Source organism: Oricola indica (assembly GCF_965227485.1).
Taxonomy (GTDB): Bacteria; Pseudomonadota; Alphaproteobacteria; order Rhizobiales; family Rhizobiaceae; genus Oricola; species Oricola indica.
In genome coordinates this window covers 3,983,924-4,008,691 of record NZ_OZ245747.1, presented here as the reverse complement: position 1 = coordinate 4,008,691, position 24,768 = coordinate 3,983,924, and the positions used below count along the sequence as shown (strand labels likewise).

At 62.8% G+C, this 24,768-nt stretch carries 27 protein-coding genes; 14 read left to right on the top strand and 13 right to left on the bottom strand.

All coding sequences use genetic code 11. The annotated features are described in order from the left end of the window. Positions 1-111: 111 nt before the first annotated feature. Entirely contained in the window at positions 112-444 is a 333-nt protein-coding gene (locus ACQK2M_RS19990) for a TraR/DksA family transcriptional regulator (protein ID WP_425419239.1), read from the bottom strand. A 49-nt stretch (positions 445-493) separates the two neighbouring features. Between ACQK2M_RS19990 and ACQK2M_RS19985 the strand changes: the two genes are divergently transcribed. The 9 genes from ACQK2M_RS19985 to ACQK2M_RS19945 all read left to right on the top strand — a co-directional run bounded on the left by ACQK2M_RS19985 (position 494) and on the right by ACQK2M_RS19945 (position 7,415). Next, entirely contained in the window at positions 494-1,060 is a 567-nt protein-coding gene (locus ACQK2M_RS19985; RefSeq protein ID WP_425419238.1) for an NnrU family protein, read from the top strand. 89 nt (positions 1,061-1,149) lie between these two features. Then, positions 1,150-1,821: a tetratricopeptide repeat protein gene (locus ACQK2M_RS19980; protein ID WP_223478463.1), complete on the top strand. Its 672-nt coding sequence runs from the start codon at positions 1,150-1,152 to the stop codon at positions 1,819-1,821. Continuing rightward, positions 1,818-3,248, top strand: a complete 1,431-nt coding sequence (gene der, locus ACQK2M_RS19975) for a ribosome biogenesis GTPase Der (protein WP_425419237.1) — start codon at positions 1,818-1,820, stop codon at positions 3,246-3,248. The genes ACQK2M_RS19980 and der overlap by 4 nt, the downstream gene beginning before the upstream one ends. Before the next feature lie 162 nt (positions 3,249-3,410). Beyond that, positions 3,411-4,553 (top strand): cell wall hydrolase, encoded by a 1,143-nt coding sequence (locus ACQK2M_RS19970; RefSeq protein ID WP_425420100.1) that lies wholly within the window; start codon positions 3,411-3,413, stop codon positions 4,551-4,553. 220 nt (positions 4,554-4,773) lie between these two features. After that, on the top strand, positions 4,774-5,184 hold the full coding sequence (locus ACQK2M_RS19965) for an AtpZ/AtpI family protein (RefSeq protein ID WP_223478460.1): 411 nt from the start codon (positions 4,774-4,776) through the stop codon (positions 5,182-5,184). A gap of 32 nt (positions 5,185-5,216) precedes the next feature. Continuing rightward, positions 5,217-5,969 (top strand): F0F1 ATP synthase subunit A, encoded by a 753-nt coding sequence (locus tag ACQK2M_RS19960; RefSeq protein ID WP_425419236.1) that lies wholly within the window; start codon positions 5,217-5,219, stop codon positions 5,967-5,969. 61 nt (positions 5,970-6,030) lie between these two features. After that, positions 6,031-6,258 (top strand): F0F1 ATP synthase subunit C, encoded by a 228-nt coding sequence (locus ACQK2M_RS19955; protein WP_133283461.1) that lies wholly within the window; start codon positions 6,031-6,033, stop codon positions 6,256-6,258. Between the two features lie 94 nt (positions 6,259-6,352). Beyond that, the gene (locus ACQK2M_RS19950; RefSeq protein ID WP_425419235.1) at positions 6,353-6,922 is read left to right on the top strand and encodes a F0F1 ATP synthase subunit B; all 570 of its coding nucleotides are present in this window, start codon (positions 6,353-6,355) and stop codon (positions 6,920-6,922) included. Positions 6,923-6,932: 10 nt separating this feature from the next. Continuing rightward, positions 6,933-7,415: a F0F1 ATP synthase subunit B gene (locus tag ACQK2M_RS19945; protein WP_425419234.1), complete on the top strand. Its 483-nt coding sequence runs from the start codon at positions 6,933-6,935 to the stop codon at positions 7,413-7,415. A 56-nt stretch (positions 7,416-7,471) separates the two neighbouring features. Here ACQK2M_RS19945 and ACQK2M_RS19940 read toward each other — a convergent pair whose 3' ends face one another. After that, complete coding sequence (locus ACQK2M_RS19940; RefSeq protein ID WP_425420099.1) at positions 7,472-8,152, bottom strand: ribonuclease HII; 681 nt, start codon at positions 8,150-8,152, stop codon at positions 7,472-7,474. Positions 8,153-8,319: 167 nt separating this feature from the next. Next, entirely contained in the window at positions 8,320-9,483 is a 1,164-nt protein-coding gene (locus tag ACQK2M_RS19935; RefSeq protein WP_425419233.1) for a PA0069 family radical SAM protein, read from the bottom strand. 142 nt (positions 9,484-9,625) lie between these two features. Between ACQK2M_RS19935 and ACQK2M_RS19930 the strand changes: the two genes are divergently transcribed. Then, positions 9,626-10,153: a glycosyl transferase family 2 gene (locus tag ACQK2M_RS19930; RefSeq protein ID WP_425419232.1), complete on the top strand. Its 528-nt coding sequence runs from the start codon at positions 9,626-9,628 to the stop codon at positions 10,151-10,153. Here the strand turns inward: ACQK2M_RS19930 and moaB are convergent. The 4 genes from moaB to ACQK2M_RS19910 all read right to left on the bottom strand — a co-directional run bounded on the left by moaB (position 10,150) and on the right by ACQK2M_RS19910 (position 14,553). Next, entirely contained in the window at positions 10,150-10,707 is a 558-nt protein-coding gene (gene moaB, locus ACQK2M_RS19925) for a molybdenum cofactor biosynthesis protein B (RefSeq protein WP_425419231.1), read from the bottom strand. The genes ACQK2M_RS19930 and moaB overlap by 4 nt on opposite strands. Further along, positions 10,704-11,603, bottom strand: a complete 900-nt coding sequence (locus ACQK2M_RS19920) for a 4-(cytidine 5'-diphospho)-2-C-methyl-D-erythritol kinase (RefSeq protein WP_425419230.1) — start codon at positions 11,601-11,603, stop codon at positions 10,704-10,706. Before ACQK2M_RS19920 ends, moaB begins: the two co-directional genes overlap by 4 nt. 29 nt (positions 11,604-11,632) lie before the next feature. Next, positions 11,633-13,423 carry a tetratricopeptide repeat protein gene (locus ACQK2M_RS19915; protein ID WP_425419229.1) on the bottom strand — a complete coding sequence of 597 codons (1,791 nt, stop codon included), beginning with the start codon at positions 13,421-13,423 and terminating at the stop codon, positions 11,633-11,635. A 113-nt stretch (positions 13,424-13,536) separates the two neighbouring features. Continuing rightward, positions 13,537-14,553, bottom strand: coding sequence for a polyprenyl synthetase family protein (locus ACQK2M_RS19910; RefSeq protein WP_425419228.1), 1,017 nt, complete (start codon positions 14,551-14,553; stop codon positions 13,537-13,539). Between the two features lie 141 nt (positions 14,554-14,694). Between ACQK2M_RS19910 and ACQK2M_RS19905 the strand changes: the two genes are divergently transcribed. Both ACQK2M_RS19905 and ACQK2M_RS19900 read left to right on the top strand, forming a co-directional pair. Next, positions 14,695-14,916, top strand: a complete 222-nt coding sequence (locus ACQK2M_RS19905; protein WP_425419227.1) for a DUF2007 domain-containing protein — start codon at positions 14,695-14,697, stop codon at positions 14,914-14,916. A gap of 7 nt (positions 14,917-14,923) precedes the next feature. Further along, entirely contained in the window at positions 14,924-15,718 is a 795-nt protein-coding gene (locus tag ACQK2M_RS19900; RefSeq protein WP_425419226.1) for a tRNA1(Val) (adenine(37)-N6)-methyltransferase, read from the top strand. 1 nt (position 15,719) lies between these two features. On the opposite strand, the gene ACQK2M_RS19895 is transcribed toward ACQK2M_RS19900, so the two are convergent. Continuing rightward, the gene (locus ACQK2M_RS19895) at positions 15,720-15,911 is read right to left on the bottom strand and encodes a DUF6455 family protein (protein WP_425420098.1); all 192 of its coding nucleotides are present in this window, start codon (positions 15,909-15,911) and stop codon (positions 15,720-15,722) included. A 164-nt stretch (positions 15,912-16,075) separates the two neighbouring features. Next, positions 16,076-17,356 (bottom strand): phosphoribosylamine--glycine ligase, encoded by a 1,281-nt coding sequence (purD, locus tag ACQK2M_RS19890; protein WP_425419225.1) that lies wholly within the window; start codon positions 17,354-17,356, stop codon positions 16,076-16,078. Between the two features lie 107 nt (positions 17,357-17,463). Here purD and ubiA point away from each other — a divergent pair, with 107 nt between their 5' ends. Next, a complete protein-coding gene (ubiA, locus tag ACQK2M_RS19885) occupies positions 17,464-18,432 on the top strand; it encodes a 4-hydroxybenzoate octaprenyltransferase (RefSeq protein ID WP_425420097.1) in 969 nt (322 codons plus the stop codon). 3 nt (positions 18,433-18,435) lie between these two features. Here ubiA and ACQK2M_RS19880 read toward each other — a convergent pair whose 3' ends face one another. The 3 genes from ACQK2M_RS19880 to ACQK2M_RS19870 all read right to left on the bottom strand — a co-directional run bounded on the left by ACQK2M_RS19880 (position 18,436) and on the right by ACQK2M_RS19870 (position 21,644). After that, positions 18,436-18,999 (bottom strand): DUF6101 family protein, encoded by a 564-nt coding sequence (locus ACQK2M_RS19880; RefSeq protein WP_223478446.1) that lies wholly within the window; start codon positions 18,997-18,999, stop codon positions 18,436-18,438. Between the two features lie 246 nt (positions 19,000-19,245). Then, positions 19,246-20,655, bottom strand: coding sequence for an FAD-binding oxidoreductase (locus ACQK2M_RS19875; RefSeq protein WP_425419224.1), 1,410 nt, complete (start codon positions 20,653-20,655; stop codon positions 19,246-19,248). Then, positions 20,652-21,644 (bottom strand): L-threonylcarbamoyladenylate synthase, encoded by a 993-nt coding sequence (locus tag ACQK2M_RS19870; RefSeq protein WP_425419223.1) that lies wholly within the window; start codon positions 21,642-21,644, stop codon positions 20,652-20,654. Before ACQK2M_RS19870 ends, ACQK2M_RS19875 begins: the two co-directional genes overlap by 4 nt. A gap of 140 nt (positions 21,645-21,784) precedes the next feature. On the opposite strand from ACQK2M_RS19870, the gene ACQK2M_RS19865 reads away from it, so the two are divergent. Further along, positions 21,785-22,255 (top strand): hypothetical protein, encoded by a 471-nt coding sequence (locus ACQK2M_RS19865; protein ID WP_425419222.1) that lies wholly within the window; start codon positions 21,785-21,787, stop codon positions 22,253-22,255. 175 nt (positions 22,256-22,430) lie between these two features. On the opposite strand, the gene glyS is transcribed toward ACQK2M_RS19865, so the two are convergent. Then, positions 22,431-24,743 carry a glycine--tRNA ligase subunit beta gene (gene glyS / locus ACQK2M_RS19860; protein WP_425419221.1) on the bottom strand — a complete coding sequence of 771 codons (2,313 nt, stop codon included), beginning with the start codon at positions 24,741-24,743 and terminating at the stop codon, positions 22,431-22,433. Between the last annotated feature and the right edge of the window lie 25 nt (positions 24,744-24,768).

Below are 24,768 nucleotides of genomic sequence, written 5' to 3'. Positions count from 1 at the left end.
GGTTCCTATATCGAACCAGCCACGTGGGGGGATTTCGAGAGGCGAATTGGCGCCATGACCGCGTCCATGCATGAGAGGAGAATTCGCGCGCGCGCGTTCGGTTCCCTCTTTCTATGTCGCGCACTTCACGCAATGCGTTGCCATCGGGTCGATGGTGAGCCGGCCGTCTGGGATTTCGTTGCCGCATTCCTCGCAATAGCCGTAGTCGCCCGAAGCAATGCGCCGTTCCGCCATCTCGATACGGATCATGTCGCGCTTGCGGGCGCGCTCCGCTGCTTCGGCCATGGCTTGCTGTTGCATCGCATCCATGCGTGAAAGACGGCCGACGGCAACCTGATCAAGTTCCACGGGTTGGCGCGAGTCGGCGCTCAGGGCGGAATGAGCCTCGATTTCGGCTTGTTTTTCCGCCAGTCGTCTCTTTGCCTTTGCGAGATCGACTGCCATATGCACAGGCTATGCAAATCATGTGCATGGAACAAGGGAGAGCAAATTCGTGATCTGGTTGATTGCAGGCATTGTCGTGTTTCTCGGCATTCACAGCGTACGAGTGGTCGCCCCCGGATATCGCGACCGGATGATCGCGCGATACGGCGAAAATGCCTGGAAGGGCATCTACTCGCTTGTCTCGCTGGCGGGCTTCGTCCTGCTCGTATGGGGATATGCCCAGGCACGGCCCGATGCGGCGTTTCTGTACGAACCGCCCGTGTGGATACGGCATATCGTGATGCTGTTCATACTTGTGGCCATGATCCTGCTCGTCGCGGCCTATCTGCCGGCCGGACACATCAAGAAGCGGGTCAAGCATCCGATGATAACGGCCGTGAAGGTCTGGGCTTTCGCCCATCTGCTTGCCAATGGCGACGCGGCTTCGCTGATCCTATTCCTGTCCTTCCTGGCGTGGGCGGTGTGGAACCGGATCGCGGTCAAGCGGCGTGGCGATCCGGTCTTCGGGACAGTATCGGCACGCTATGACATCATCGCGGTCGCGGTGGGCACTGTGCTCACGGTCTGGTTCATCATGCAGCTTCACGCCTACCTGTTCGGCGTTTCACCGCTTTGAGGTCGTCGCGGTCTGTTCCGCCCCCTTTCTTTTACCGCCAAAACTTATAAAAGCGCACAGCACGACAAGAGACAGAAACGGCAGCATTCATGTCCGACGACAGTTTTATCCGCGAGGTGGAGGAAGAACTCCGCTCCGATCGCCTGAAGGGTTTCTGGGACCGCTTCGGCCCGATCCTCATTGGCGCAGCGATCCTGGTCGTGGTCGCGACGGCGGGATGGCGCGGCTATGAGTATTATGTCGATACCCAGGCCTCGGCCTCGGGCGACCGGTTCCTTGCAGCGCTCAATCTCGCAAATGACGGCAAATCCGACGAGGCGCTCGCCGCTCTCGAAGCATTGGAGGGCGACGGGTTCGGGGCCTATCCGGTGCTCGCGCGTATGCGCGCAGCGACGGTCTTGCAGGAAAAGGGCGATTCCGCCGGTGCCGTCGCCGCCTTCGACGCCGTTGCCGCGGATAGCTCTGCGCCTGTTGCCGTACGCGACATCGCGAATATCCGCGCCGCGTTCATTCTCGTCGACAGCGGCACGGCTTCAGACGTGGCCCAACGGGCCGAAGCCCTGTCCTCCGATGACAATCCATTGCGCCACGCGGCCCGCGAGGCGCTTGGTCTGGCAGCCTGGAAGGAAGGACGTCTCGCCGATGCCAAGGTGCTGTTCCAGCAGATCGCGGATGATCCGGCGGCGCCGCGCAATGCGCAGCAGCGTGCCGCCATCATGCTCGACCTGATCACTGCCTCTGGCGAGGTCTCCGAAGGGTGAGCTTTACCGTCGCCATCGTGGGGCGGCCGAATGTCGGCAAATCGACGCTGTTCAACCGGCTCGTCGGGCGAAAGCTCGCGATCGTCGATGACACGCCGGGCGTTACGCGCGACCGCCGCCTCCATTCCGCCAAGCTGTATGATCTCGTCTTCGACGTGATCGACACAGCGGGGCTCGAGGTCGGGCATGCCGATACGCTTCAGGGGCGCATGCGCTCCCAGACGCTGCACGCCATCGATGACGCGGATATCGCGCTCTTCATCATTGACGCGAAATCCGGCTTGACCCCGGACGACCGGACATTCGCCGAAATCCTGCGCAAGTCGGGGAAACCCGTCGTGCTGGTCGCCAACAAGGCGGAAGCGCGCGGAGCCGAGGCGGGGCTTTACGACGCGTTCGAACTCGGACTTGGGGAACCGGTCGGCATTTCCGCCGAGCACGGCCTTGGCCTCGCCGATTTGCGTGACGCCGTCGTTTCCGCTGTCGGCGAAGAACGCGCGCTGGCCGACGACGATGACGAGGAAGATATCCCCGAAGACGGTCTTGTCGGCGAGGACGTGTCCGACGAGACCGATGAGGAAATCCCATCCTACGACGCCACCAAGCCACTCAGGATCGCCATCGTCGGGCGGCCGAATGCGGGCAAGTCGACGCTGATCAACAAGCTGATCGGCCAGGACCGGCTGCTGACCGGCCCGGAAGCCGGGATCACCCGGGACTCCATTTCCGTCGACTGGGAATGGAAGGGCCGCAAGATCAAGCTCTTCGACACGGCCGGCCTGCGCCGCAAGGCGCGCGTTCAGGAAAAACTGGAAAAGCTGTCGGTCGGCGATGCGCTGCGTGCAATCCGCTTCGCCGAAGTGGTCGTCGTCGTGCTGGATTCGCAGATCCCCTTTGAAAAACAGGATCTCCAGATCGCCGATCTGATCATCCGCGAGGGCAGGGCGCCGGTCATCGCCTTCAACAAGTGGGACATGATCGAAAACCGCCAGGAAGCGCTTGCCGATCTCCGCGAAAAGACCGATCGGCTGCTGCCGCAGGTGCGTGGCATCCGTGCGGTCCCGATCTCCGGTCAGACGGGCGCCGGTCTCGACAAGCTGATGGCCGAGATCGCAAGCACCCACGAAGTCTGGAACCGACGCATCTCCACGGGCCGTCTCAACCGGTGGCTCGAGGGCGTGGTCGCGCACCATCCGCCGCCCGCCGTGGCGGGACGCCGGCTGAAGCTTCGTTACATCACGCAGGTCAAGATGCGCCCGCCGGCATTCGTCCTGTCCTGCTCGAGGCCGGACGCCATGCCCGCCTCCTATCTGCGCTATCTGACCAACACGCTGCGGCAGGATTTCGAGCTGCCGGGCGTGCCGATCCGCATGATGACGCGCACCAGCGACAACCCGTTCGCGGGGCGCGCCAAGAAGAAGCGCTGACCCCGAACACGGGTGATCTGTTCCGAATCCGGACGCCTTATTCTGCCCATTAACCCGCTATCAAGGTTAATCCATCATTGTGATGACCAACCTCACGTAGGGTTGCGTCAGTCACGGAGTTTGTCAGTGGGTAGATCGACGTCTTTCGGCCTCCGCCGCCTCATGGCCCGGTTCTCGGTGCCGGCGGTTCTGGCGGCCGCATTCTTTGTCTCCAATCCGACCACGATCGCCTATCAGGACATTTCCGGCCTGTTGGCGGGTAGCGACGGAAACGGCGAGCGCTGGCGCACATTCCTGGTCGAATCGGCGGCAGGGTCCATCCAGCAGGCCGAAGCCATGTTCGATGTCGATCCGACGGTCACGGGTTCCATCGCATCATCCGGCATCGACATGCCCGGCATCGGTCGCGTTGTCATGACGCCGCTCAAGCCGGAGAAAGCCGCCACCCCCGACGAAGAGCGGATCAACCGCGCCGAAAAGACGGGTCGCATCGTTACCGTCGCACCGAGCGCACCGCCCAGGGATTTCTCGGCGGGTTCCGTCCTGGAACGCCACAGCCGACTGTTCGGTCCTCCCACGGACGGGAGCAACCTGATGGCCTTCGCCAAGCCGAAGATCGGCGGCAAGGAAATCCAGATAGCGACAGCATTCCACAAGCGCGCCGATCCGGCGCGCGATTCGCAAGTGCCGGTGATGCTTGCCAGCCTGATTACCAACGACCAAGCCGATTCGCTCGCGACCGCCTATGCGCCGGCCAAGCCGGATTTCGCGCGTCAGTCTCCCTTTCAAAGCCTGCTGAAAGAGCCTGAGTCGGACAAGCTGGGACGCTTTATTCCGCCGGTGCCGCGCAGCGACCATCCCTGGGCGCGGACGCCGCTGCCCGCCGTCGTGTTTACCGCGAAGGAACAGAAATGCCTCGCCGAGGGCATCTACTTCGAGGCGCGCGGCGAAAAGCTGGAAGGGCAGGCCGCGGTGGCGCAGGTTATCCTCAACCGCGTGCGCAACCCCACTTTTCCCAACACCGTGTGCGGCGTCGTCTATCAGAACGTGACCTGGCGCAATCGTTGCCAATTCTCGTTTGCCTGCGACGGCAAGAAGGAGCGCATCAATTCGCCGAGCCACTGGAGAACGGCGAAGGACATCGCTCTGGCCGTGTCCGCGGGCAAGATCTGGCTCGAGGACGTCGGATCTTCGACTCATTATCACGCGGTTTACGTGCGTCCGCGCTGGGCGCGTTCGATGCAGCGAAAGACGCGTATCGGCCTGCATATCTTCTACCGCACCTATGGCGGCGGCTGGAGCTAGAACCGCTTCGCGCCGCGGGAGTCGGCGTCATATGGCGTCCATGGCCCGCAAAAGAGACTGCGACCATTTGCTATGATGGTCGTAAGTCTCTGAAAAAACGTCATAAAAACACTGTTTTCGCATGTGCAAACGCGCCTTGACTAGCCAAGGTGGCGAAACTATGTTGCGCCCGACTTCACCGGGGTCTCCGTAATTCTGATGTTCAAACCCGACAAGGCCGATGGCACACGATAAGTCGCCAGACCTGCCGGGCGGAAACGCACAGGATAACGAAGACCGCGAAGCCGGCGAGGTTGGCGATCTCGAAACCCGCCGAAAGGCGTTGGATACGGCACTGGCCTCAAGGACAGCAGCCGATGCCAAGGGTAGAAGGGATAGCAGGACGAGCGGCGGATCCGGTTACGCCAACGCTCTCAGGTTGTCGAGCGAGTTCATCGCCGGCATTCTGGTCGGAGCGGGCATCGGATACCTGATCGATCGTCTGGCCGGAACGGCGCCATGGGGCATGATCGTGTTTCTGCTCCTCGGTTTCGTCGCCGGCGTATTGAACGTACTGAGATCCGCCGGTCTTGTGGCAGATCCAGAGCAAAGCACACGGTCCGGCGACAAACCGGGCTCGAATCAGGAATAGCCGCGCGACGCGCGACAACCGAGGGGTATTCGGTGGCAAACGATCCGATCCACCAGTTTCAGATCTCGAAGATCATTCCGATCGAAAATGTCGGCGGTCTCGATCTGTCCTTTACCAACGTGTCGCTGTTCATGGTCATCACGGTCGCCGTGACCTCGGCGTTCCTCTATCTGACCACCGCCAATCGCGGTCTCGTGCCGGGCCGGCTGCAGTCGATGTCCGAGATGGCCTACGAGTTCGTGGCCTCGATGTTGCGAGACGCGGCGGGCACGCAGGGAATGCGCTTTTTCCCACTCGTTTTCTCGCTCTTCATGTTCGTGCTGATCGCCAACCTGTTCGGCATGTTCCCCTATTTCTTCACCGTGACGTCCTCGATCATCGTGACCTTCGCGCTGGCGATGCTCGTGATCGGCACGGTTGTCGTCTACGGTTTCATGAAGCACGGCCTCAAGTTTCTCGGCCTGTTCGTGCCGGAAGGCGTTCCGGGTCTCCTCGTGCCGCTGGTCGTGATGATCGAGATCATCTCCTTCCTGTCGCGCCCGATCAGCCTCTCGGTCCGTCTGTTCGCCAACATGCTTGCCGGTCACATCACGCTGAAGGTCTTCGCGGGCTTCGTGACCTCGCTGACCGCCATGGGCGCGCTCGGCATTGGCGGGGCGATCCTGCCGCTGGCAATGACGGTCGCGCTTACCGGCCTGGAATTCCTCGTGGCATTCCTGCAGGCCTACGTCTTCGCAGTGCTCACCTGCATGTATCTCAACGACGCATTGCACCCGAGCCACTGACCAGTTAACCGGCGGCGCGCCGCCAAGTTCATCCGCAATTTCTCATCCAAAGGAGTTCATCATGGAAGCGGAAGCAGCAAAGTTCATCGGTGCAGGTATTGCATGCCTCGGCATGGGCGGAGCCGGTATCGGCCTCGGCACCATCTTCGGCAACTACCTCTCCGGCGCTCTGCGCAACCCGTCGGCTGCCGACGGCCAGTTCGGCCGCCTGATCTTCGGCTTCGCCGTGACGGAAGCTCTGGGCATCTTCTCCCTGCTCGTCGCGCTCCTGCTGCTCTTCGCAGTCTGATCGCAGCGCGCAATGACACCGGCCGGGTCTCCCGGCCGGATCGCTCCAGGATAAAGCGCGGCACTGCCGCGCCAATCTCCGTTAAGGGACGCCCATGTTTGTAACCCAGGCAATAGCCCAGGAAGCCGCCCACGGGGCTGCGGAAGCGGCGCACGGCGCTGCTGAAAGTCACGGTGGAGGCTTCCCGCCTTTCGATTCGTCGACTTTCGCATCGCAGCTCTTCTGGCTCGCGCTGACCTTCGGCTTCCTCTACTGGTTCATGTCCAAGGTCATCGTTCCGCGTATTGGCGGCATTCTCGAGATGCGCCAGGACCGGATCGCGCAGGATCTCGACAAGGCGCACGAGCTCAAGGCCGAAGCCGATGCTGCAATTGCCGCCTACGAGCAGGAGCTCGCCGAAGCCAAGGCATCGGCCAACGAGATCGGCAACAAGGCCCGTGATACCGCCAAATTCGCGGCGGAAGCGGAGCGCCAGAAGGTCGAAAAGAAACTGGCCGAGCAGCTTTCCGAAGCCGAGGCACGTATCGCCCAGATCCGGGACAAGGCCATGGCCGATGTCGGCTCGATCGCCGGCGAAACCACGGAAGCCATCGTTTCACAGCTGATCGGCGGCTCGGTGACCAAGGCCGAGATCGACAAGGCGCTGAAAGCGTCGGAAGGCTAAGGAAGGCACCATGGCAGACGCAACATTCTGGGCGCTGATCGCTCTCGTCATCTTCCTCGGTATCGTCATCTACATAAAGGTGCCGGGCACGATCGCCACTGCCCTCGACAATCGTGCGGAGAAAATCCGCAACGAACTGGAAGAAGCCCGCAAGCTGCGCGAAGAAGCGCAGGCCCTGCTGGCCGAATACCAGAAGAAGCGCAAGGAAGCCGAGAAGGAGGCCTCCGACATCGTCGATGCGGCCAAGCGCGAGGCTGAGATGATCACCGCCGAGGCGAAGCAGAAGACGGACGAATATGTGACGCGTCGTACCGCGATGGCCGAGCAGAAGATCGCCCAGGCGGAAGCCGATGCCATGGACGAAGTCCGCGGCTCTGCTGTCGACATGGCGCTGGCCGCCGCGACGCAGATCCTTGGCGAGAAGGTTTCCGGCAAGGCAGCGACCGATCTGTTCAAGCAGTCCCTCGACGAGGTCAAGACGCGGATGAACTGACGCGCCGGAGCTTCTCCAGCAAATCGATCAGGCCGGGCGCAAAGCCCGGCCTTTTTTTATGCGTTGTGCCTGAGCGGTGCGAAGGTGAAGCGGTGGACACGGGCCACGCCGCCATGCGCGGCGATCTGGTCGCGATGCGCCTTCGAGGCATAGCCCATATGCCGTTCCAGCCCGTATTGCGGATGGTATGCGCCGAGCCGCACCATCATCCGGTCGCGTATCACCTTGGCGATGATCGAGGCGGCGGCGATGGACAGTGACCGCCCGTCCCCCTTGATTACTGCGCGCGGCGGGGCGCGAAACGTCAGGCCGGGTGGAATGTCACGCCCGTCGAACAGCGCGCTGTCGGCCGTGAGCGCCAGGCTCGTGACAGCTGTATGCATCGCGGCGAGGCTCGCCCGCAGGATATTGCTCGCATCGATCGAACTTGAACAGCGGCTAGATACGCTGACCGCAAGGGCCTTCTGCATGATTTCGTCATACAGACGGTCTCGGTCGCGTGCGGTCAGTTTCTTGGAGTCGTTCAGCCCGTCCGGTACGTCCTCCGGGTCGAGGATGACCGCCGCCGCGACGACCGGCCCCGCCAACGGGCCTCGTCCGGCTTCGTCGGCGCCGGCCACATATCGGTGGCCATCGTTCCAGTAGGCTGTCTCGATTCGAAAATCCGGCACCGGCGGCAGGTCGATGCCATCGAGCGGAAGCAGGAGAGAACCGGGAGGCGTGTTCGTGGTGGTCATGGTGCGGCGACACATACCACGAAACTCTGTCACGCTCTCCCGATTCCCTTTGCCTTGACCCCGTTGTGCACTGGATCCGGGCGGGGTGGATCAGGCAGGCATCGGTTCGGGGTCACACTGTCGGGCGGGCCGGGGGATGGAGAGGGGACGTCGGCCCGACCGACAGATTACAGGAGACTGAGTTGCTCACTCTCCGGTTTCGGTGGCTCGAACAGGTCGGTGCGCAGTTTCAGGCGGGTGCTGTTCAGCCCGAGACGCTTGCTCGCCAGTTCGAAGCGGCGGGCGATCTGCCAGGCATAGGGGCCGGTCCCGCGCATGCGCTTTCCCCACTCGGCGTCGTAATCCTTGCCGCCGCGCATCGAGCGAATCAGCGACAGGACGTGCCGGTAACGTTCCGGGTAATGGCGCAACAGCCATTCCTTGAAGACGGGCGCCACTTCCAGCGGCAGGCGTAAAAGCACGTAGCCAGCCTCGCGCGCGCCCATACCGGCGACGGCATCCAGGATCTTCTCGATTTCATGGTCGTTGAGCCCCGGGATGATCGGCGCGAGCATCGCCGATGTGGGAATGCCCTGATCCGTGAGAATGCGGATCGCCTCTAGCCGCTTCGACGGTGTCGAAGCCCGAGGTTCCATCGTGCGCGCCAGCCTTCGATCCATGGTGGTCACCGAAAGCGCCACCTTGGCGAGGCCCTTTTCGGCCATCCGCGACAGTATGTCCGCGTCGCGGGTAACCAGATGCGACTTGGTGACGAGGCTGACGGGGTGATTGTGCCGCTCGAGGACCTCGAGGATGGAGCGCATGAGCATCCAGTCGCGCTCGATCGGCTGGTAGGGATCGGTGTTGGTGCCGATGGCGATCGATTTCACCTTGTAGCCCGGCTTCGTGATCTCCTTTTCCAGGAGCTTGGCCGCGTCCGGTTTGGCGAACAGTTTCGCCTCGAAATCGATGCCCGCCGACAACCCCATATAGGCATGGGTCGGCCGTGCGAAGCAGTAGACGCAGCCATGCTCGCAACCGCGATAGGGATTGATCGACCTGTCGAAGGAAATGTCCGGCGAGGTGTTGCGCGTGATGATCGTGCGCGCATGCTCGGTCTGCACTTCCGTCTTGAAGGGCGGCAAATCCTCGAAACTGTTCCAGCCATCGTCGAAGACGTTTCGGGAAAGGGGCTCGAACCGTCCCGACGGATTGACCGCGCTCGCCCGGCCGCGCGTCCGGTGCTCGTGTTCGCGCAATCCGGACCGCGCGATCAACCGATTCGCGTTGTCGGTGCCCTGTTCGGCCGAACCCGAAAATGCCGTCCTGTCTGCTGCTGCAATCACGTCCATCTCATGTCTCCCGGAGGGTCATGGAATCGCTTTGTTCGATGACTTTATTCCTATTCGCAAAAAGAGAACAATACAAGAACAAAATTCGGATCGCTTGCATTTCGGCCGCGACAGGTTCTAAGCAGGCGGCACTGGGGGAACGATGGTCACAATCCTTTTTTTCACGCACAATCAGGCACATCTGCTGGCGCATTCGCTGGCGCCTTTGGTGCATGACGCGATCGAGGGGCACATCTCGGAAGTGATCGTCGTCGATGCCGCATCGACCGATTCCACAGCGTCCATCGCGGATGCCGCCGGGTGCAACGCGGTCGAGGCGGGGACGCCTCTGCGTGACATCGTTTCCGGCGCACGCGGCGACTGGCTGATCGTGATCGAGCCGGGCGCCCGGCTGGCGGATGGATGGAACGGAGCCGTGATGGATCACATCATGCGGCCCGATGCTTCCGCCGCATGTTTCACGCCGGCGAAAGCCGGCAATTGGCTGTCGCGGGTGTTCTTCCCGATCACGGGCAGGCGCGGTCCGCTGTCACGTGGATTACTGATCTCGAAAACCCAGGCGCTGGCCAATCTTGCTGACGGGGCGGTAAACGCCGAGGATCTCGTGCGCGGTCTGGCGCTGCGGCCACTCAAGTCGGAAATCGCGATGCCGCCTAAGCCGAAAGCCTAGGCGGACTTTCCGCCGCCGCGCCGCAAGTGCTCGTCGAGGCGCGGCATGATCTCCACGAAATTGCAGGGCATGTGGCGATAGTCGAACTGCGGCTCCAGAATACCGTCCCAGGCGTCCTTGCACGCTCCCGGCGACCCCGGCAACACGAAGACGAAGGTCTGGTGCATCAGTCCGGCTGTCGCCCGCGACTGGATGGTGGATGTGCCGATCTTGTCGTAGGAGATACGGTGAAACAGGGCGGAAAATCCGTCCATGCGTTTCTCGAAAAGCGGTTCCAGCGCTTCCGGCGTCACGTCGCGGCCGGTGAAACCGGTCCCGCCCGTGGTGATGATCGCCTCGATATCAGGGCTGTAGGCCCAGTCCGAAACCTTGCCGGCTATCGTGTCGAGGTCGTCTGTGACAATGGCGCGGTCCACAAGGATGTGGCCGGCCTTTTCGATACGTGCCGCAAGCGTCGCTCCCGACTTGTCGTCCTCCAGAGACCGTGTGTCGGAAACCGTCAGTACGGCGATGCGCACCGGTATGAAGGGGCGGCTTTCGTCGATGCGGCTCATGCGCCTTCTCTCCCTGAGGGGCCAGTCCTGCCCGTCTTGATCCACCAATCCGGGTGGTCGCGCAAGAGACGTGACGCCGCATCGCGTGCTGTATCGCCGTCTGGATAGATTGCAAAACAGGTCGCTCCGGAGCCGGACATGCGCGCCAGAAGAGGGTCTGTCGCGTCCAGCGCAACAAGGCAGTCTCCAATGGCCGGCGTCAGCCGGACGGACGGCGCTTCGAGGTCGTTGCGTGTTTCGCGCGCGAGCCAATCCGCAAGACCATGCGGTCCGGACGCAATATTGGCTTGCGGAAGGGGAGCGTTGTCTTTGCGATCCAGCGCCTTGAAGACTGCCGGCGTGGATATGTGGCGGCGCGGATTGACGAGCAGGATGTCCAGCGCCGGCATGCCGGAAAGCGGCTCCAGGTCCTCACCGATTCCGCGTGCGACAAGGGGCATTGACGCCAGGCACATCGGCACGTCGGCCCCCAGGCGCACTGCGTGGTCCCTAATCGTTTGTTCGAGGTGATCCAGGCGCCACAAGGCCGACAGGGCGCGCAATGTCGCCGCCGCGTCGGCGGACCCTCCGCCGATACCGGAGCCGGTCGGCAGGTTCTTTTCCAGCCGCACATTGACGGATGGGGCCGCCATTCCGGCCTTGTCTGCGATGTCGCGCAGGAAATCGCGTGCCCGGATCACCAGATTGCTGGATGGATCCTCTCCGGCGAGCGCCGAGGCTTCCGAGCCCTCGACAACGAAACCGTCCTTTTCCGCAAGCGCAACCGCAATACGGTCGTGGATATCCGCGAAAACGGCGAGCGTTTCGATCAGGTGATAGCCGTCCGGGCGTTGGCCCGTAACGTGCAGGGCGAGATTGATCTTCGCCGGCGCGTCAATCCAGACTGGTTCACCCATGACGTCAGGCGGACAAGAGAATGGTGTTGTCAGCCGCCATTGCCGGTATTGGGAGAAGCGGCGGTCTTGCCCATCGCACCATCGTCGATACGACTCTCAGCGATCTGCGGTTCGCCGCCCGGCGTTTTGCTGGAGGCCAGTTTCGCTTCGATATGCGCGGCATCCGCGGGTTCGATCTCCATGCCGAGCGCCTGCTCCCACTGATAGGTGGCCTCCAGCTTCCGGCCGACGCGCCAATAGGCATCACCGAGGTGATCGTTGATCGTGGCGTCGCGGGGGCGCAGATCGGTTGCCTTTTCCAGTTCGGTGACCGCTTCCTCGAAGCGTCCGAGCCGGTAATAGACCCATCCGAGGGAGTCGACGATATAGCCGTCGCGCGGCCGCCGCTCGACCGCCTTGCGGATCATCTCGAGCCCTTCGTCGAGATTGATGTTCATGTCGATCCAGGAATAGCCGAGATAGTTGAGCACATCCGGCTGATCGGGCGACAGTTCCAGCGCATGCTTGAACGCGGCTTCGGCCTTGTCCCACTGCTTGATGCGCTCATAGGCGATGCCCATGCGGTAATAGAGCGGCCAGAAGGTCGAGTCCGAGGTGTCGATATGCGCTATGGCGCGCTCGTAGAGCGCTGCGGCCTCCTCGTACTCCTTGAGCGAGGCATAGACGCCTCCAAGCGCGAGATAGCCCCTGTATTCGTCTGGGTCGGTCTCGACGGCCGCCGCGAGGATTTCCTTTGCTTCCTCGTTGCGGTCGATATCCGCGAGGTTCAGCCCCTTTTGCAATTGGGCGATCCGGCCGTAGGAGGATTCCGCGGGAATTTGCTCGTAGTAGGAAATGGCGCGCTCGGTCAGCCCGAGCCGCTCCGAAATTCCGCCGAGTTCGAAATAGATCTGCGCGTTTTTGGGTGCGAGGACGCGCGCCATCTCCAGATAGAGTGCCGCGAAACTCTCGGCTCCGTCGCGATTGATCGCGGTGCCGACATTGAACAGAATCTCCGCGGCGCCGGATGCCGGATCGGCGATGCGCAATGCCTTGCGCGAGATATCGACGTCTTCCGGCGCCAGCGCCAGGAGGGCCGGATTGGCCGGTGCGATCTCCAGAGCCCTGTCGAGCACGGAACGGGCTTCCTCTATCTCGCCCTCTCGGGCGAGGAGACCGGAAAAGGCTTCCGCCATCCGGATATAGGTCTGCGGCGAGGCGCTGCCGCCGGCGGTGTTGTCCATTCCGAAGCGGAAACGCTCGATGGCGTCATCCTCGCGCCCGGCCGCATCGGCGATGAGCGCTCCGTGATAGGCGGTGAAAAGAACGAACCAGTCAGGCCCTTCGAGTGAGTCGATGGTTTTGAGCGCATTGTCGGGTTCGCCCGCGCCGAGCTTCGCCCATGAGCGCATAACACCGGTCAGGAGCCGTTCCAGATCGCTTTCGAAGGTCAGGATCAGGGCGCTGTCGGCGAGGAGGAAGCGCCGCGAGCGGATCGCCTCGATACCGAGAACGACGCGTGAAACGCGCTCGATCTGGGGATCCTTCTTGAGTTTCTCCGCGATCGGCAGCGCTTCGTCAAACTCGCCATTGGTGATCAGCGCGAGCAGCAACTCCTGCTGAAGGGCGGCATTGTCCGGGTCGTAGCGAAGCGCTTCGGTATAGTAGGTGACGGCGGCATCGAAATCGTTTTCGGCACGTGCGGTTGCCGCCGCAAGGAAGGCGCCTGACAGCGAATCGGCCGGGCTAAGCTGGTCTTTCGGTCCCCGTTCGGCCGATGCCGGGAAGGCAGCGAGGCCGGCGGCGAGAACAAGGGCGGGGAGTGCGAAGGACCGTTTCATCGAATTCCAATCCGGGTTGCCGGTTTCATGGCGCGTTCACGCACCAAATCACCGTGCGAGAATGGCCTTTTTATGGTGTCCGCGCAACGTGGCCGGATCGGCCGGCGCGCCGGTCAGTTGATCCGCGAGATGCAGAACTCGACCACGTCGAGAAGTGCGTTCTTCTGCGGTGACGGTTTGAGCGGCGCCAGAGCGTCGCGCGCGATCTCGCCGAAATGACGCGCGCGCTGGATCGTGTCGGGCAACGCGCCGTATTTCAGCATCATGCCACGCGCTTCCTCGAGGGCTGCGTCGTTGTTCTCGCCGTTCTCGATAGCGTTCTTCCAGAATGTGCGCTCGGTATCCGTGCCGCGCCGGTAGGCGAGCACCACGGGAAGCGTGATCTTGCCCTCGCGAAAGTCGTCGCCCGTGTTCTTGCCGAGGTCTTTCGCGTTGCCGCCATAGTCGAGCGCATCGTCCACCAACTGGAACGCAAGGCCGAGATTGAGGCCGTAGGAACGCAGTGCCGCCCGATCCGATTTGGAGGCATTGGCGATGATCGGGCCGACCTCGGCCGCGGCCGAGAAAAGCGCCGCCGTCTTCGCCTTGATGACCGCGAGATACTCGTCCTCGGTGGTTTCGAGGTTCTTGGCTGCGGCGAGCTGCATGACCTCACCTTCGGCGATCACCGACGCCGCGGAGGAAAGAACGTCCAGCGCATCGAGCGATCCGACTTCCACCATCATCTTGAAGGCCTGGCCGAGCAGGAAATCGCCCACCAGGACGCTCGCCTGGTTGCCCCAGATCATGCGGGCGGTCGGCTTGGAGCGGCGCATGTCGCTCTCGTCGACGACATCGTCGTGCAGGAGTGTCGCCGTATGCATGAATTCGACGCTGGTCGCCAGCTTCACATGGCCTTCGCCGCTGTAACCGAACATGTCGGCGGCGGCGAGAGTGATCATCGGACGGAGGCGCTTGCCGCCGGACGAAATCAGGTGATTGGCGACTTCCGGAATCATCTCCACGTCGGAGCCGGCCTTGGAGAGGATCAACTCGTTGACCCGCTGCATGCCGTTTGCGACGAGATCGACGAGATCCCTGATTCCCGCCGGTTCCTTCTTGTTTTCACCCAGTGCTACGACGACGCCCAAAACTAAGTCTCCAGATTGCCGGGCCACATTATGAATTCCGCTTTTGGCGGGCAAGCGGCGAATTGGCGCGTTCGGCTCTTCGTTTTCAACAGAACGGCGAAGAAATCTTGTAGCGCCGCGCCGCGCGGCCTATCAGGGGTCATGGAAGAACTGTTGCGTACAAACAACCCCGTCACGCTGTCTTTTGTCGAGTCGCTGATGCGCGAGGCGGGGATAGGGGTTCTCGTCGCCGATGAGAACATGTCGATCATGGACGGTTCGCTCGGCATCCTTCCGCGCCGCGTTCTCGTCGAGGCCGATCGCATCGAGCAGGCGCGCCGAATTCTCCGCGATGCCGGTCTCGAAAACGAACTGAAAGACTGAACGGCATATGGCCGGGCCGGTCATAGACGGCATCGAGACGACCATCGATGCGTTTCATCGCGATGGCTTCCGCCTCGTCCAGCCTGCAAGGGGCGCGCACAGATCCGGCATCGACGCGATGATCTTGGCGGCAAGCCTACCTGACGGCTTCTCCGGCACGCTTGCCGATCTCGGCGCCGGGGCGGGTGCGGCGGCCTTTGCCGTCCTCGACCGCTACCCTCGGGCGACTGCGGTGCTCTACGAGAAATCTCCGCTGATGGCCGCATGCGCTCGCGCAGGGCTGGCGCTTGAAGGCAACGAGCATCTGAAAGACCGGGCGCAGGTGATCGAGGCTGATGTTTCGCTTGACGGCAAGGCGCGGGAAGCCGCCGGCCTGCCGCGGGAACGCCATGACTGGGTGATCGCCAATCCGCCCTTCAACGACCCGAGAGACAGGGCCACGCCCGATCCGGAAAAGGCCGGCGCGCATGTCATGCAGCCGGACCTTCTCACCCGCTGGATCAAGACCGCATGCGCCATAGCGCGGCCGGGCGCGGGACTGTCGATCATCGCGCGGCCGCAATCGGTCGTCGAGATACTGGAGGCGATGAAACGCCGTTACGGAGCGATATCGGTTCTGCCGATCCATCCCCGCGCATCGAAACCGGCGATCCGCATCGTCGTTTGCGGCATCAAGGGAAGCCGGAAGCCCATGGAATTGGCGCCGCCATTGTTCCTGCATGAGGATGACGGCGGCAGGAAGGTCACCGCGAGGGCCTATGCGGTCACGAATGGAAAAGCAGCGCTCAATCCCTGGCAGTAGTTCACGATTTGCGGTGCAGGGCGAACAACTGGGAGTTTCGGCAAAAATCGGGTGGGGTATCTCCCGCGCCCTCAAGCCAGCGCTCGCAAACATCGCTGTCGCGGCACAGAAGGCAGGAACGGGCGGCGGATTGCAGCCTTGCGCCGTCACCCTCGAGGCCGACCGACTCGATATCAACGTCAAGGCGCTTCATCATCGCACCCATCAGGTGAGCCTGACGGTCCATTCTTTTGCCAATGTTCGCCAACAGTCCCATAATGCTTTCCTTTCGAATTCGATGTCGAAAGAATTGCAGCCGTTCGCGCGTTCTTCTTTGATCTAAGACAAGGAAATCGCGGGTTCGGTTCGGAGACTTGCCTACTCTTCCTTTTCCCGCGCGATCTCCCGCCAGCCGATATCGCGGCGGCAGAAGCCTTCCGGCCACTTGATCAGGTCGACTGCCTGATAGGCCGTTTCGAGAGCGGCGGTAACGGTCTTGCCCGTTGCGGTGACGTTCAGGACGCGGCCGCCATTGGCGACGAGATCATCGCCCATTGTTGCCGTTCCAGCGTGATAGATCGTGACGCCGTCCGGCAGGTCGATCGACTTGGGAAGCGCGATGACCGATCCCTTTTTGGCCGAGGCGGGATAGCCCGGCGCGCACATTACGACGGTGGCGGCCGCCTCGTCGCGCCAATGCACGCCCATCGATGACAACACGCCGTCTGCAGCCGCTTTCATCAGGACGAGCAGATCGTCCTTCAGCCGCGGCATGATCACCTGGCATTCCGGATCGCCGAAGCGGACATTGTATTCGATCAGCTTGGGGCCGGACTCGGTCAGCATCAGCCCGGCATAGAGAATGCCTGTAAATGGCATGCCCTGTTCCGCCATGCCGCGCATGGTGGGCCGGATGATGGTCTCCATCGTTTGCTCGATCAGCGCATCGGACATGATCGAAGCCGGCGAGTAGGCACCCATGCCGCCGGTATTTGGCCCCGTATCGCCTTCGCCGACACGCTTGTGGTCCTGCGCGGTCGTCAGGGGCAGGGCGGTCTCGCCGTCGCAAATGCAGAAGAAGGACGCTTCTTCGCCTTCCAGGAACTCCTCGACGACGACTTCCGCACCCGCGTCGCCGAAAGCGCCCTCGAAACAATCCTCGATGGCCGCGAAGGCCTCCTCCAGCGTCATGGCCACGGTCACGCCCTTGCCGGCGGCGAGTCCGTCGGCCTTGATGACGATCGGGGCACCCTGCTGGCGAACGTGGTTCTTTGCCTTCGGCGCATTGTTGAACCGCCCGTATGCCGCAGTCGGGATGTCCATCCGGTCGCACAGCGCCTTTGTGAAGGCTTTGGAGCCCTCAAGTTGGGCGGCGGCCGCGCTCGGACCGAAAACCGGGATGCCCGCCGATTTCAGTGAATCCGCGAGCCCGTCCACCAGCGGCGCCTCCGGGCCGACCACGACGAGGCCGATGCCGTTGATACGGCAGAAATCCACCACCTTGCCGTGGTCCGTGACGTCCAGAACGACACATTGGGCCACGTCGGCGATACCCGGATTGCCCGGCGCGCAGAACAGCGTCTTGAGGAGAGGGGAGGCCGCCAGTTTCGCCGCCAGCGCGTGTTCGCGTCCGCCCGATCCGATCAGCAAAACATTCATGGCCCGCTCCGTCTTCGATGCGGTTGCGGTACGGTCTGGGCCGCGCGCGGTCAAGCCGCAGGGCCCGACCCTTGACCTTTGTCCGCAGGCTTGTCACCAGTGCGGCCATGCAGGACACCATCCAGTCGCGTGGAAGTCAGGGCCGGGTCGCCGATGCGCCGTCGGGCCATTGGGTCTATCGCGCGCTGCCGCGCCGCCATTGGCCCTATGCCCAGCTGGCGCGCTGGGACCGTCCGATCGGCTGGTGGCTGTTGCTGTGGCCATGCTGGTGGTCGGCGGCGATGGCGGGGCTTGCCGGCGCGGGAAACACGGCACTGACCTTCGCTCCGTTTCCCGATCCCTGGCATCTCGTTCTGTTTTTGATCGGCGCGGTCGCGATGCGCGGCGCGGGCTGCACCTATAACGATCTCGTCGACCAGGAGATCGACGACCAGGTGGCGCGCACCCGGTCGCGCCCGCTGCCGTCCGGACAGGTGACCCGCCGGCAGGCATGGATATTCCTCGTGAGCCAGGCGCTTGTCGGTTTCCTGGTGCTGATCCAGTTCAACCTTTTTGCCATCGGCTTCGGCATTCTTTCGCTGCTCGTGGTCGCGGTCTATCCGTTCATGAAGCGTATCACCGACTGGCCGCAACTGACTCTGGGACTTGCCTTTTCCTGGGGCGCATGGATGGGCTGGGCCGCGATCTACGGCTCGGTTTCGCTGGCGCCGGCTCTGCTCTATCTCGGCTCGATTTTGTGGGTGATCGGTTACGACACGATCTATGCCCATCAGGACAAGGAAGACGACGCGCTTGTCGGTGTCCGCTCCACGGCGCGGCTTTTCGGCGAGAACACCAAGCCGTGGCTCTTCGGTCTCTACTCCGGCTCGCTCCTCCTGATCGGCGGAGCTTTTTGGGCGGCCGGCCTTCCGCTGCTCGCTTTTGTCGGCCTCGTGGCGGCAGCCGGGCACATGCTCTGGCAAATCCGCATCCTCGATATCGACGATGCGGATCAGTGCCTGAAACTGTTCAAGGCGAATACGGTGGTCGGCTGGCTCATCTTTGCCGGCATCCTGGCCGGCGCACTGGCCGCCTGAAGCTCAGTCGCGAGCGATGATCTCGACGCCGTCGAGCACCATGCGGCATCCGAGCGTGCCCATGCGGCGACGCGCAAGGAAGCGCGGGCGGCGTTCGGTGAACATCGCGTGGTGCCGGCGCGCATGGCTCTTGTCCTTGATGACGTTCCGCGCGCTTTCGTCGAGCGTACGCGTAACGCCATCCTCGTCGACGATCAGCATCGGAAGGCCAAGAAGGTCTGACCATGTCTGCCAGTCCCTGGCGATGCCTTCGAGGTCGTGACCGACGAAGAGCGGCACGCAAAGTTCCGGATCGTGATGCATCAGTTCCAGCGTAACCAGCACGTTCTCCGGGCCGGTGTACATGGCGCGCGCGGCGACGCCGGAAAAGGCGTTGACCGGCAGGGCTATGTTCAGCGGCAGGCCGGACACATCCAGTTGGCGTTTCAGCACGCAGCCGTTCTGGTTCACGGTTATGTCCACATCGCCTGCGGCGTTGCGGGTTGCATAGACCAGTTTCTGCGGGAGTTTTGCCGGGTCGAGCCTGAATTCATGCCCGGCCCATACCGGTTGCGCACCAGTAGCCATGTTTGACGCCTCGTCTGTTCATCCTGAGAGTTGCGGGCGTTTTCGCCTCTGCGTCCCTCGTTCCCTGTTCACCGGCCATTATTGTTGTTCTGGCGGCCGGCTTGGATGTCACACTAGACGGTGTGCCCTGACTACGAGCTAAGAAACAGCGTTAAAAAAGGCTGATCTTTTAAATGGTTAGCAAATTGGAATCATGCAGGTTCAAATGCGGACGAGTCCCGCAACGGCACAAATTTGGCGCGGGTCTCAGATCACCTTGCCGGGATTCATGATCCCTTTTGGATCGAAGTCCTTCTTGATGCGCCGCATCAGGTCGAGCGCGACCGGAGACTTGACCTCCGCCAGTTCGCCCCGCTTCATCTGGCCGATTCCATGCTCCGCCGAAATCGAGCCGCCATGCTTGCCCACGATCGCGTGGACGGCGGGGGTGATCACCTCGGTCAGCGTCAGGAACACCGCCTTGTCGGCGCCGACGGGCTGGGAAATGTTGTAATGGATGTTGCCGTCGCCGACATGGCCGAAGGCGCATATGCGCGAACCCGGCTCGATTGCCAGAACCGCCTTGTCCGCTTCGGCGAGGAAATCGGGGACACGGTCGACCGGGACCGAAACATCGTGCTTGATCGAGCCTCCTTCCGGTATCTGGCTTTCCGACATGCCCTCCCGCAACCGCCAGAAATCGGCGCGCTGCTGAAAGCTCTCGGCGATGGCGCCGTCGAGAATCAGCCCATGCTCCATGCCGTGTTCCAGCACCCCATCCAGCGTGGCGCGTGCATCTTCTTCCGAAATTCCCGACGAGATTTCCATCAGCACGTACCATGGATAATGCGTCGACAGCGGATCGCGCACGTCAGACACGTGCCGCGTCGTGAAATCGACGCCGATCCGCGCCATCAGTTCGAAGGCAGTGAGACCGGTTCCGGCGGAATTGCGCGCCCGGTCGAAAAGGGCCAGCGCTTCCTCAGGAGAGGGAAGGGCGACAAAGGCCGTGGCCCGGCCGGCGGGCTTCGGAAACAGTTTCAGGACCGCGGCAGTGATGACGCCGAGCGTGCCTTCCGCGCCGATGAACAGGTTGCGAAGGTTGTAACCGGTATTGTCCTTCTTGAGCTTGTTGAGATCGTCGAGGATCTCGCCCGTCGGCAGCACGACTTCGAGACCGACACAGAGGTCGCGGGCCACACCATGGGCGAGCGCGCCGGTCCCGCCGGCATTGGTGGAGAGGGTTCCGCCGATCTGGCAGGACCCTTGCGAGCCGAGCGACAGCGGAAAGAAGCGTCCCGCGTCTTCGGCGGCTTCCTGCACAGCCTGCAACACGACACCGGACTCGACCGTGATGGTGTTGCCGGCGGGGTCGATGTCGCGGATCCGGTTCAGCCGGGAGGTCGACAGGACGATCTCGTCGCCGCTCATGTCGGGTATCTGCCCGCCGACCAGCCCGGTATTGCCCCCCTGCGGCACCACTGGGGTCTTCGTGTCATTGGCGAGTTTCAGGATCGCGGCAACCTCCGCCGTCGAACCGGGTTTCACGACGGCGGCTGTCTTGCCGGTCCACCGGCCACGCCATTCCTTGAGATAAGGCGCGGTGTCCGCATCATCGGTCAGAACGTTGTTTTCGCCGCAGATTTCGGCAAGGCGCTTGATGAGATCCGTCTTCATTCTTCTCCCCTGGGTGCCGCCGCCCGCGCCAGGCGGTCGTTGATCGCCTCGCCGAGCCCGTTCGAAGGGATCGGTTCGACAGCGATGGTCGCCGCGCCGGCGGCGTCCAGCCGGCTCATAAATTCGAACAGATTGGCGGCTGCCTCCTTCATGTCGGCGGCCTCCGACAAGACGAGGACCTCTGTCGCGGCGTCCGCGCCCGCGATGCGCACCGGCCCGAAACCGAGCAGCGCCTCTCCCGGCGCGACATGATCGGCATTGAGGCGCATTTGCGCGCGGGGCGCGTAATGCGAGGCGAGCATTCCGGGTGCCTGGATCGCCGCATTCGCCTCGGCGCGGACCAGGGTGTGTCCGACCACGGCCTCGATCTTCTCTGCGGCGACGCCGCCCGGGCGAAGCAACCGGACCGTCTCGCCATCGACCTTCACGATGGTGGATTCGACGCCGACAGCCGTCGGACCGCCATCGATCACCAGCGGGATCGCGTCGCCGAGACTGTCCGCCACGGCCTGTGCCGTCGTCGGGCTGATCCGTCCGGAGCGGTTGGCGCTGGGCGCGGCGAGGGGCCGGCCGACAGCCGCGATCAGCTCCGCGCCAAAGCCCTGCGGCGCGCGCACCGCGACCGTATCCACCCCTGCCGTCACAAGCGGATGAATGGCGTGATCGTCCCTGAGCGGCAGCACCAGCGTCAGCGCTCCGGGCCAGAAAGCGTCGGCCAGTTTGCGTGACAAGGGATCGAAGGATGCGAAGCGTTCGGCCATCGCGACGCCGGTCACGTGGCAGATGAGCGGATTGAAGGAAGGGCGTTGTTTCGACTCGAAAATCCGCGCTACCGCCTGGCCGTTGGTCGCGTCGGCGGCAAGACCGTAAACCGTCTCCGTCGGGATCGCGACGACCTCGCCGGCAAGCAGCGCCGTGCACGCCTCGCGCAGGGCGTCGTCGCCCGCGTTCAGGATGCGGCACACTCGCTGTTTCGGCATCGGTTCCATGGCGCGACTGCTACACCCCGATCCGGGCGTGTGCAACGGCCCGGCGGCGGCCGTTAAAATTTGAGCGAAATCCAAAACGGCGCTTCAAGACGGTTTTGCTAGGGTTCCGGCTGGGTGATGAGAAAACGGGGAACAAACCGATGAGCAGATTTGGTATTTTCGCATCCGCGACCTGCGCGGCCGCCTTGCTCGCTTCCGCGCCGGCCCATGCCGATTATGTGATCGAGGAAGACCCGGCTTTTCCGTCGGTGCTTTTCGTCGAATTCGACAACACCACAACGCCGAAGGTCTATCTCGCGCCGTCGCCGGGCAGCATCGACATGACCATCATCAATGGCGGTGACAATCCGGGGCAGATCGATGCGTCCACGACCGATCCGACCTCACCGGACCTGCAAAACGCGGATCAGGCATCGACCGATCAGGATGCGGACGAGGAAGAGGACGACGAGGATTTCGACGACGACCAGACCGCGTCCACCTCGCCGATCGAGCAGCGTATCGAGGATCGTCTCCGGGAACTGGATACGAGCGACACGGCCGTCGAGGATTTCATCATCGAGCGGACGATCGAGGACAACATCCTTAGCGATGCGGACTTGCTTCGGTAATCTGCAAGCAACACGGCAGCGAAAACGCCCGCGCCAGTCGCGGGCGTTTTCGTTTCGGGGGATCGAACCGGGCTTAGTGCATTTCAGGTTGCAATAGAATCACAATGCGCAGCCTCTCGCCTTCGGCTCGAATGCGCATTCCGATGCTGATGTTTCAACCAAGACCTGAATTGCGCTAGCCGGCGATCTTCGAGAAATCGGCGAGCTTGCGTGTCGTCGCGCGCAGCGAAGAGAGAAGCCGCAGGCGGTTGACGCGGACTGCCGGGTCGTCCGCATTCACCATCACGCCCTCGAAGAACGCATCGACGGCGGGACGCAATTCCGACAGCGCGGCAAATGCCTCCGCATATTCCTCTTTCGCGATATGCGCATCGACATGGCCGGAGACGGCTTCGAGGACATTGGCGAGTTCGCGCTCGGCCGGTTCGCTCAGAAGTGACTTGTCGATCTCGCCGTCAAACGCACCTTCGCCGTCCTTCTTTTCCTCGGCCGTGAGGATGTTCAGCGCGCGCTTCGTGCCGGCGAAAAGGTTCGCGCCGGCCTCGGTGTCGAGCATCGCCCCGAGCGCCTCGACCTTGCGCACGACGATCAGCAGGTCGTCATCCTCCGGCGACAGGATCGCGTCGATCAGGTCGTGGCGCGCGCCTGTGTCGCGCAGATAGACCTTCAGTCGGTCATGGAAGAACGAGAGCAGGTCCTTCGCGCGCTCGACTTCCCATTGCTGAGGGGGAACTTCCCAATGACCGTCGATCATGAGGCCAGAGGCTTTCTCTGAGGTTTCCGAAAGTTCTCTGATGAGGCCCATAGCTTCGGAAGATAAGCCCGTTAGCGGAACGGTGATCTTGTTGTCGAGCGCTGTCTTCAGCACTTGGCCCATGACTCGCCGACCGGCCACAATGAATCCGCTAGCCCACGGAATTGTAAGTTTGTTCTCTAATACAATCCTGATCACGCCGAGCGCCGCGCGACGCAGCGCATAGGGGTCTTTCGAACCCGTCGGCTTTTCGTCGATGGCCCAGAAGCCGGTCAGCGTATCGAGTTTGTCGGCCAGCGCCACGGCAATTGCGACCGGGCCGGTCGGGACGTCGTCGGTCGGGCCGAGCGGCTTGTAGTGATCTTCGACGGCTTTCGCGACGTCGAGTTCCTCGCCCTGCAATTCCGCATAAATGCGGCCCATCGCGCCCTGCACCTCGGGGAACTCGCCGACGACCTCGGTGGTGAGGTCCGCCTTGGCGAGCACCGCAGCGCGGCGTGCCTGGGCGGGCTCCGCGCCGACCTTCGGCGCCAGTTCTTCGGCCAGCTTCGCGATACGCACGACGCGCTCGCCCTGCGTGCCGAGCTTGGCGTGGAATGTGACGTTAAGCCGGTCGAGCTTCGCCATGCGCTGGTCGAGCGGCTTTTTCAGGTTGAGGCCGAATTTCTCCGCCGAGGCGGTCAATTCGCCGAGGTCGGGCAGGTCGGACTGGTCGGTTTTCCAGAAATGCAGCGCGTCGGACAGGCGCGCGCGCACGACCTTGCCGTTGCCGTGGACAATCTCCTTGCCGCCGTCGGATGCCTCGATATTGGCGACGAGGATGAAGCGGTTGGTGAGCTGTTGCGTCTCCGGATCGCGGCAGACGAAGCATTTCTGGTTGGTCTTGATGGTCAGCCGCACCACTTCGTCCGGGATTTCCAGATAGTCCCGCTCGAATTCGCCCATCAGCACGACGGGCCATTCGACCAGCCCGGACACTTCCTCCAGCAGCCCGTCATCCTCGACCAGTTCGACGCCCTGCGCGAAAGCGAGGTTGCGCGCGTCCGTCGCGATGATGTCCTTGCGGCGTTCCGCGTCGAGGACGACATGCGCCTTTTCCAGGCTCGAGACGTAATCCTCGAAACGGCGGACCGTGATCGGTTCCGGCGCGTGGAAGCGGTGGCCGCGCGTGGCGTTGCCGGCGACGATCCCGTCGACCTCGAAGGCGATAACTTTCGTCTCCTCGGTTTCCGGTCCGAAGGTGCACAGGATCGATTGCAGTGGCCGCACCCAGCGCAGCGAACCCGGCTCGCGTGATGCCTTGCCCCAGCGCATCGATTTCGGCCAGGGGAAGTTGCGGATGATGCCGGGCATGATGTCGGCGATGATCTCCTCGGCATCGCGGCCGGCCTTCTTGATCACCGCGACGTAGAAATCGCCTTTCTTGGGGTCCGTTCGGATTTCCGCCTCATCGACCGAGGAAAGCCCGGCGCCGCGCAGGAAGCCGGCGACGGCCTTTTCCGGCGCGTCGGTACGCGGCCCCTTGCGTTCCTCTGTGATATCGGCCGACCGGGCGGTCAGGCCGCGCAGGTCGAGCGCCAGGCGGCGCGGCGTCCAGTACTCGCGTGCACCCTCATAGGTCAGACCGGCATCGACCAGCGCGTCCGTGACGGCTTTCCTCAGATCGCCCGCCGCCTTGCGCTGCATGCGCGCGGGGATTTCTTCGCAAAAGAGTTCGAGCAGGAGGTCTGGCATGGTGGGTCCCGCGTAATCGGAAAAG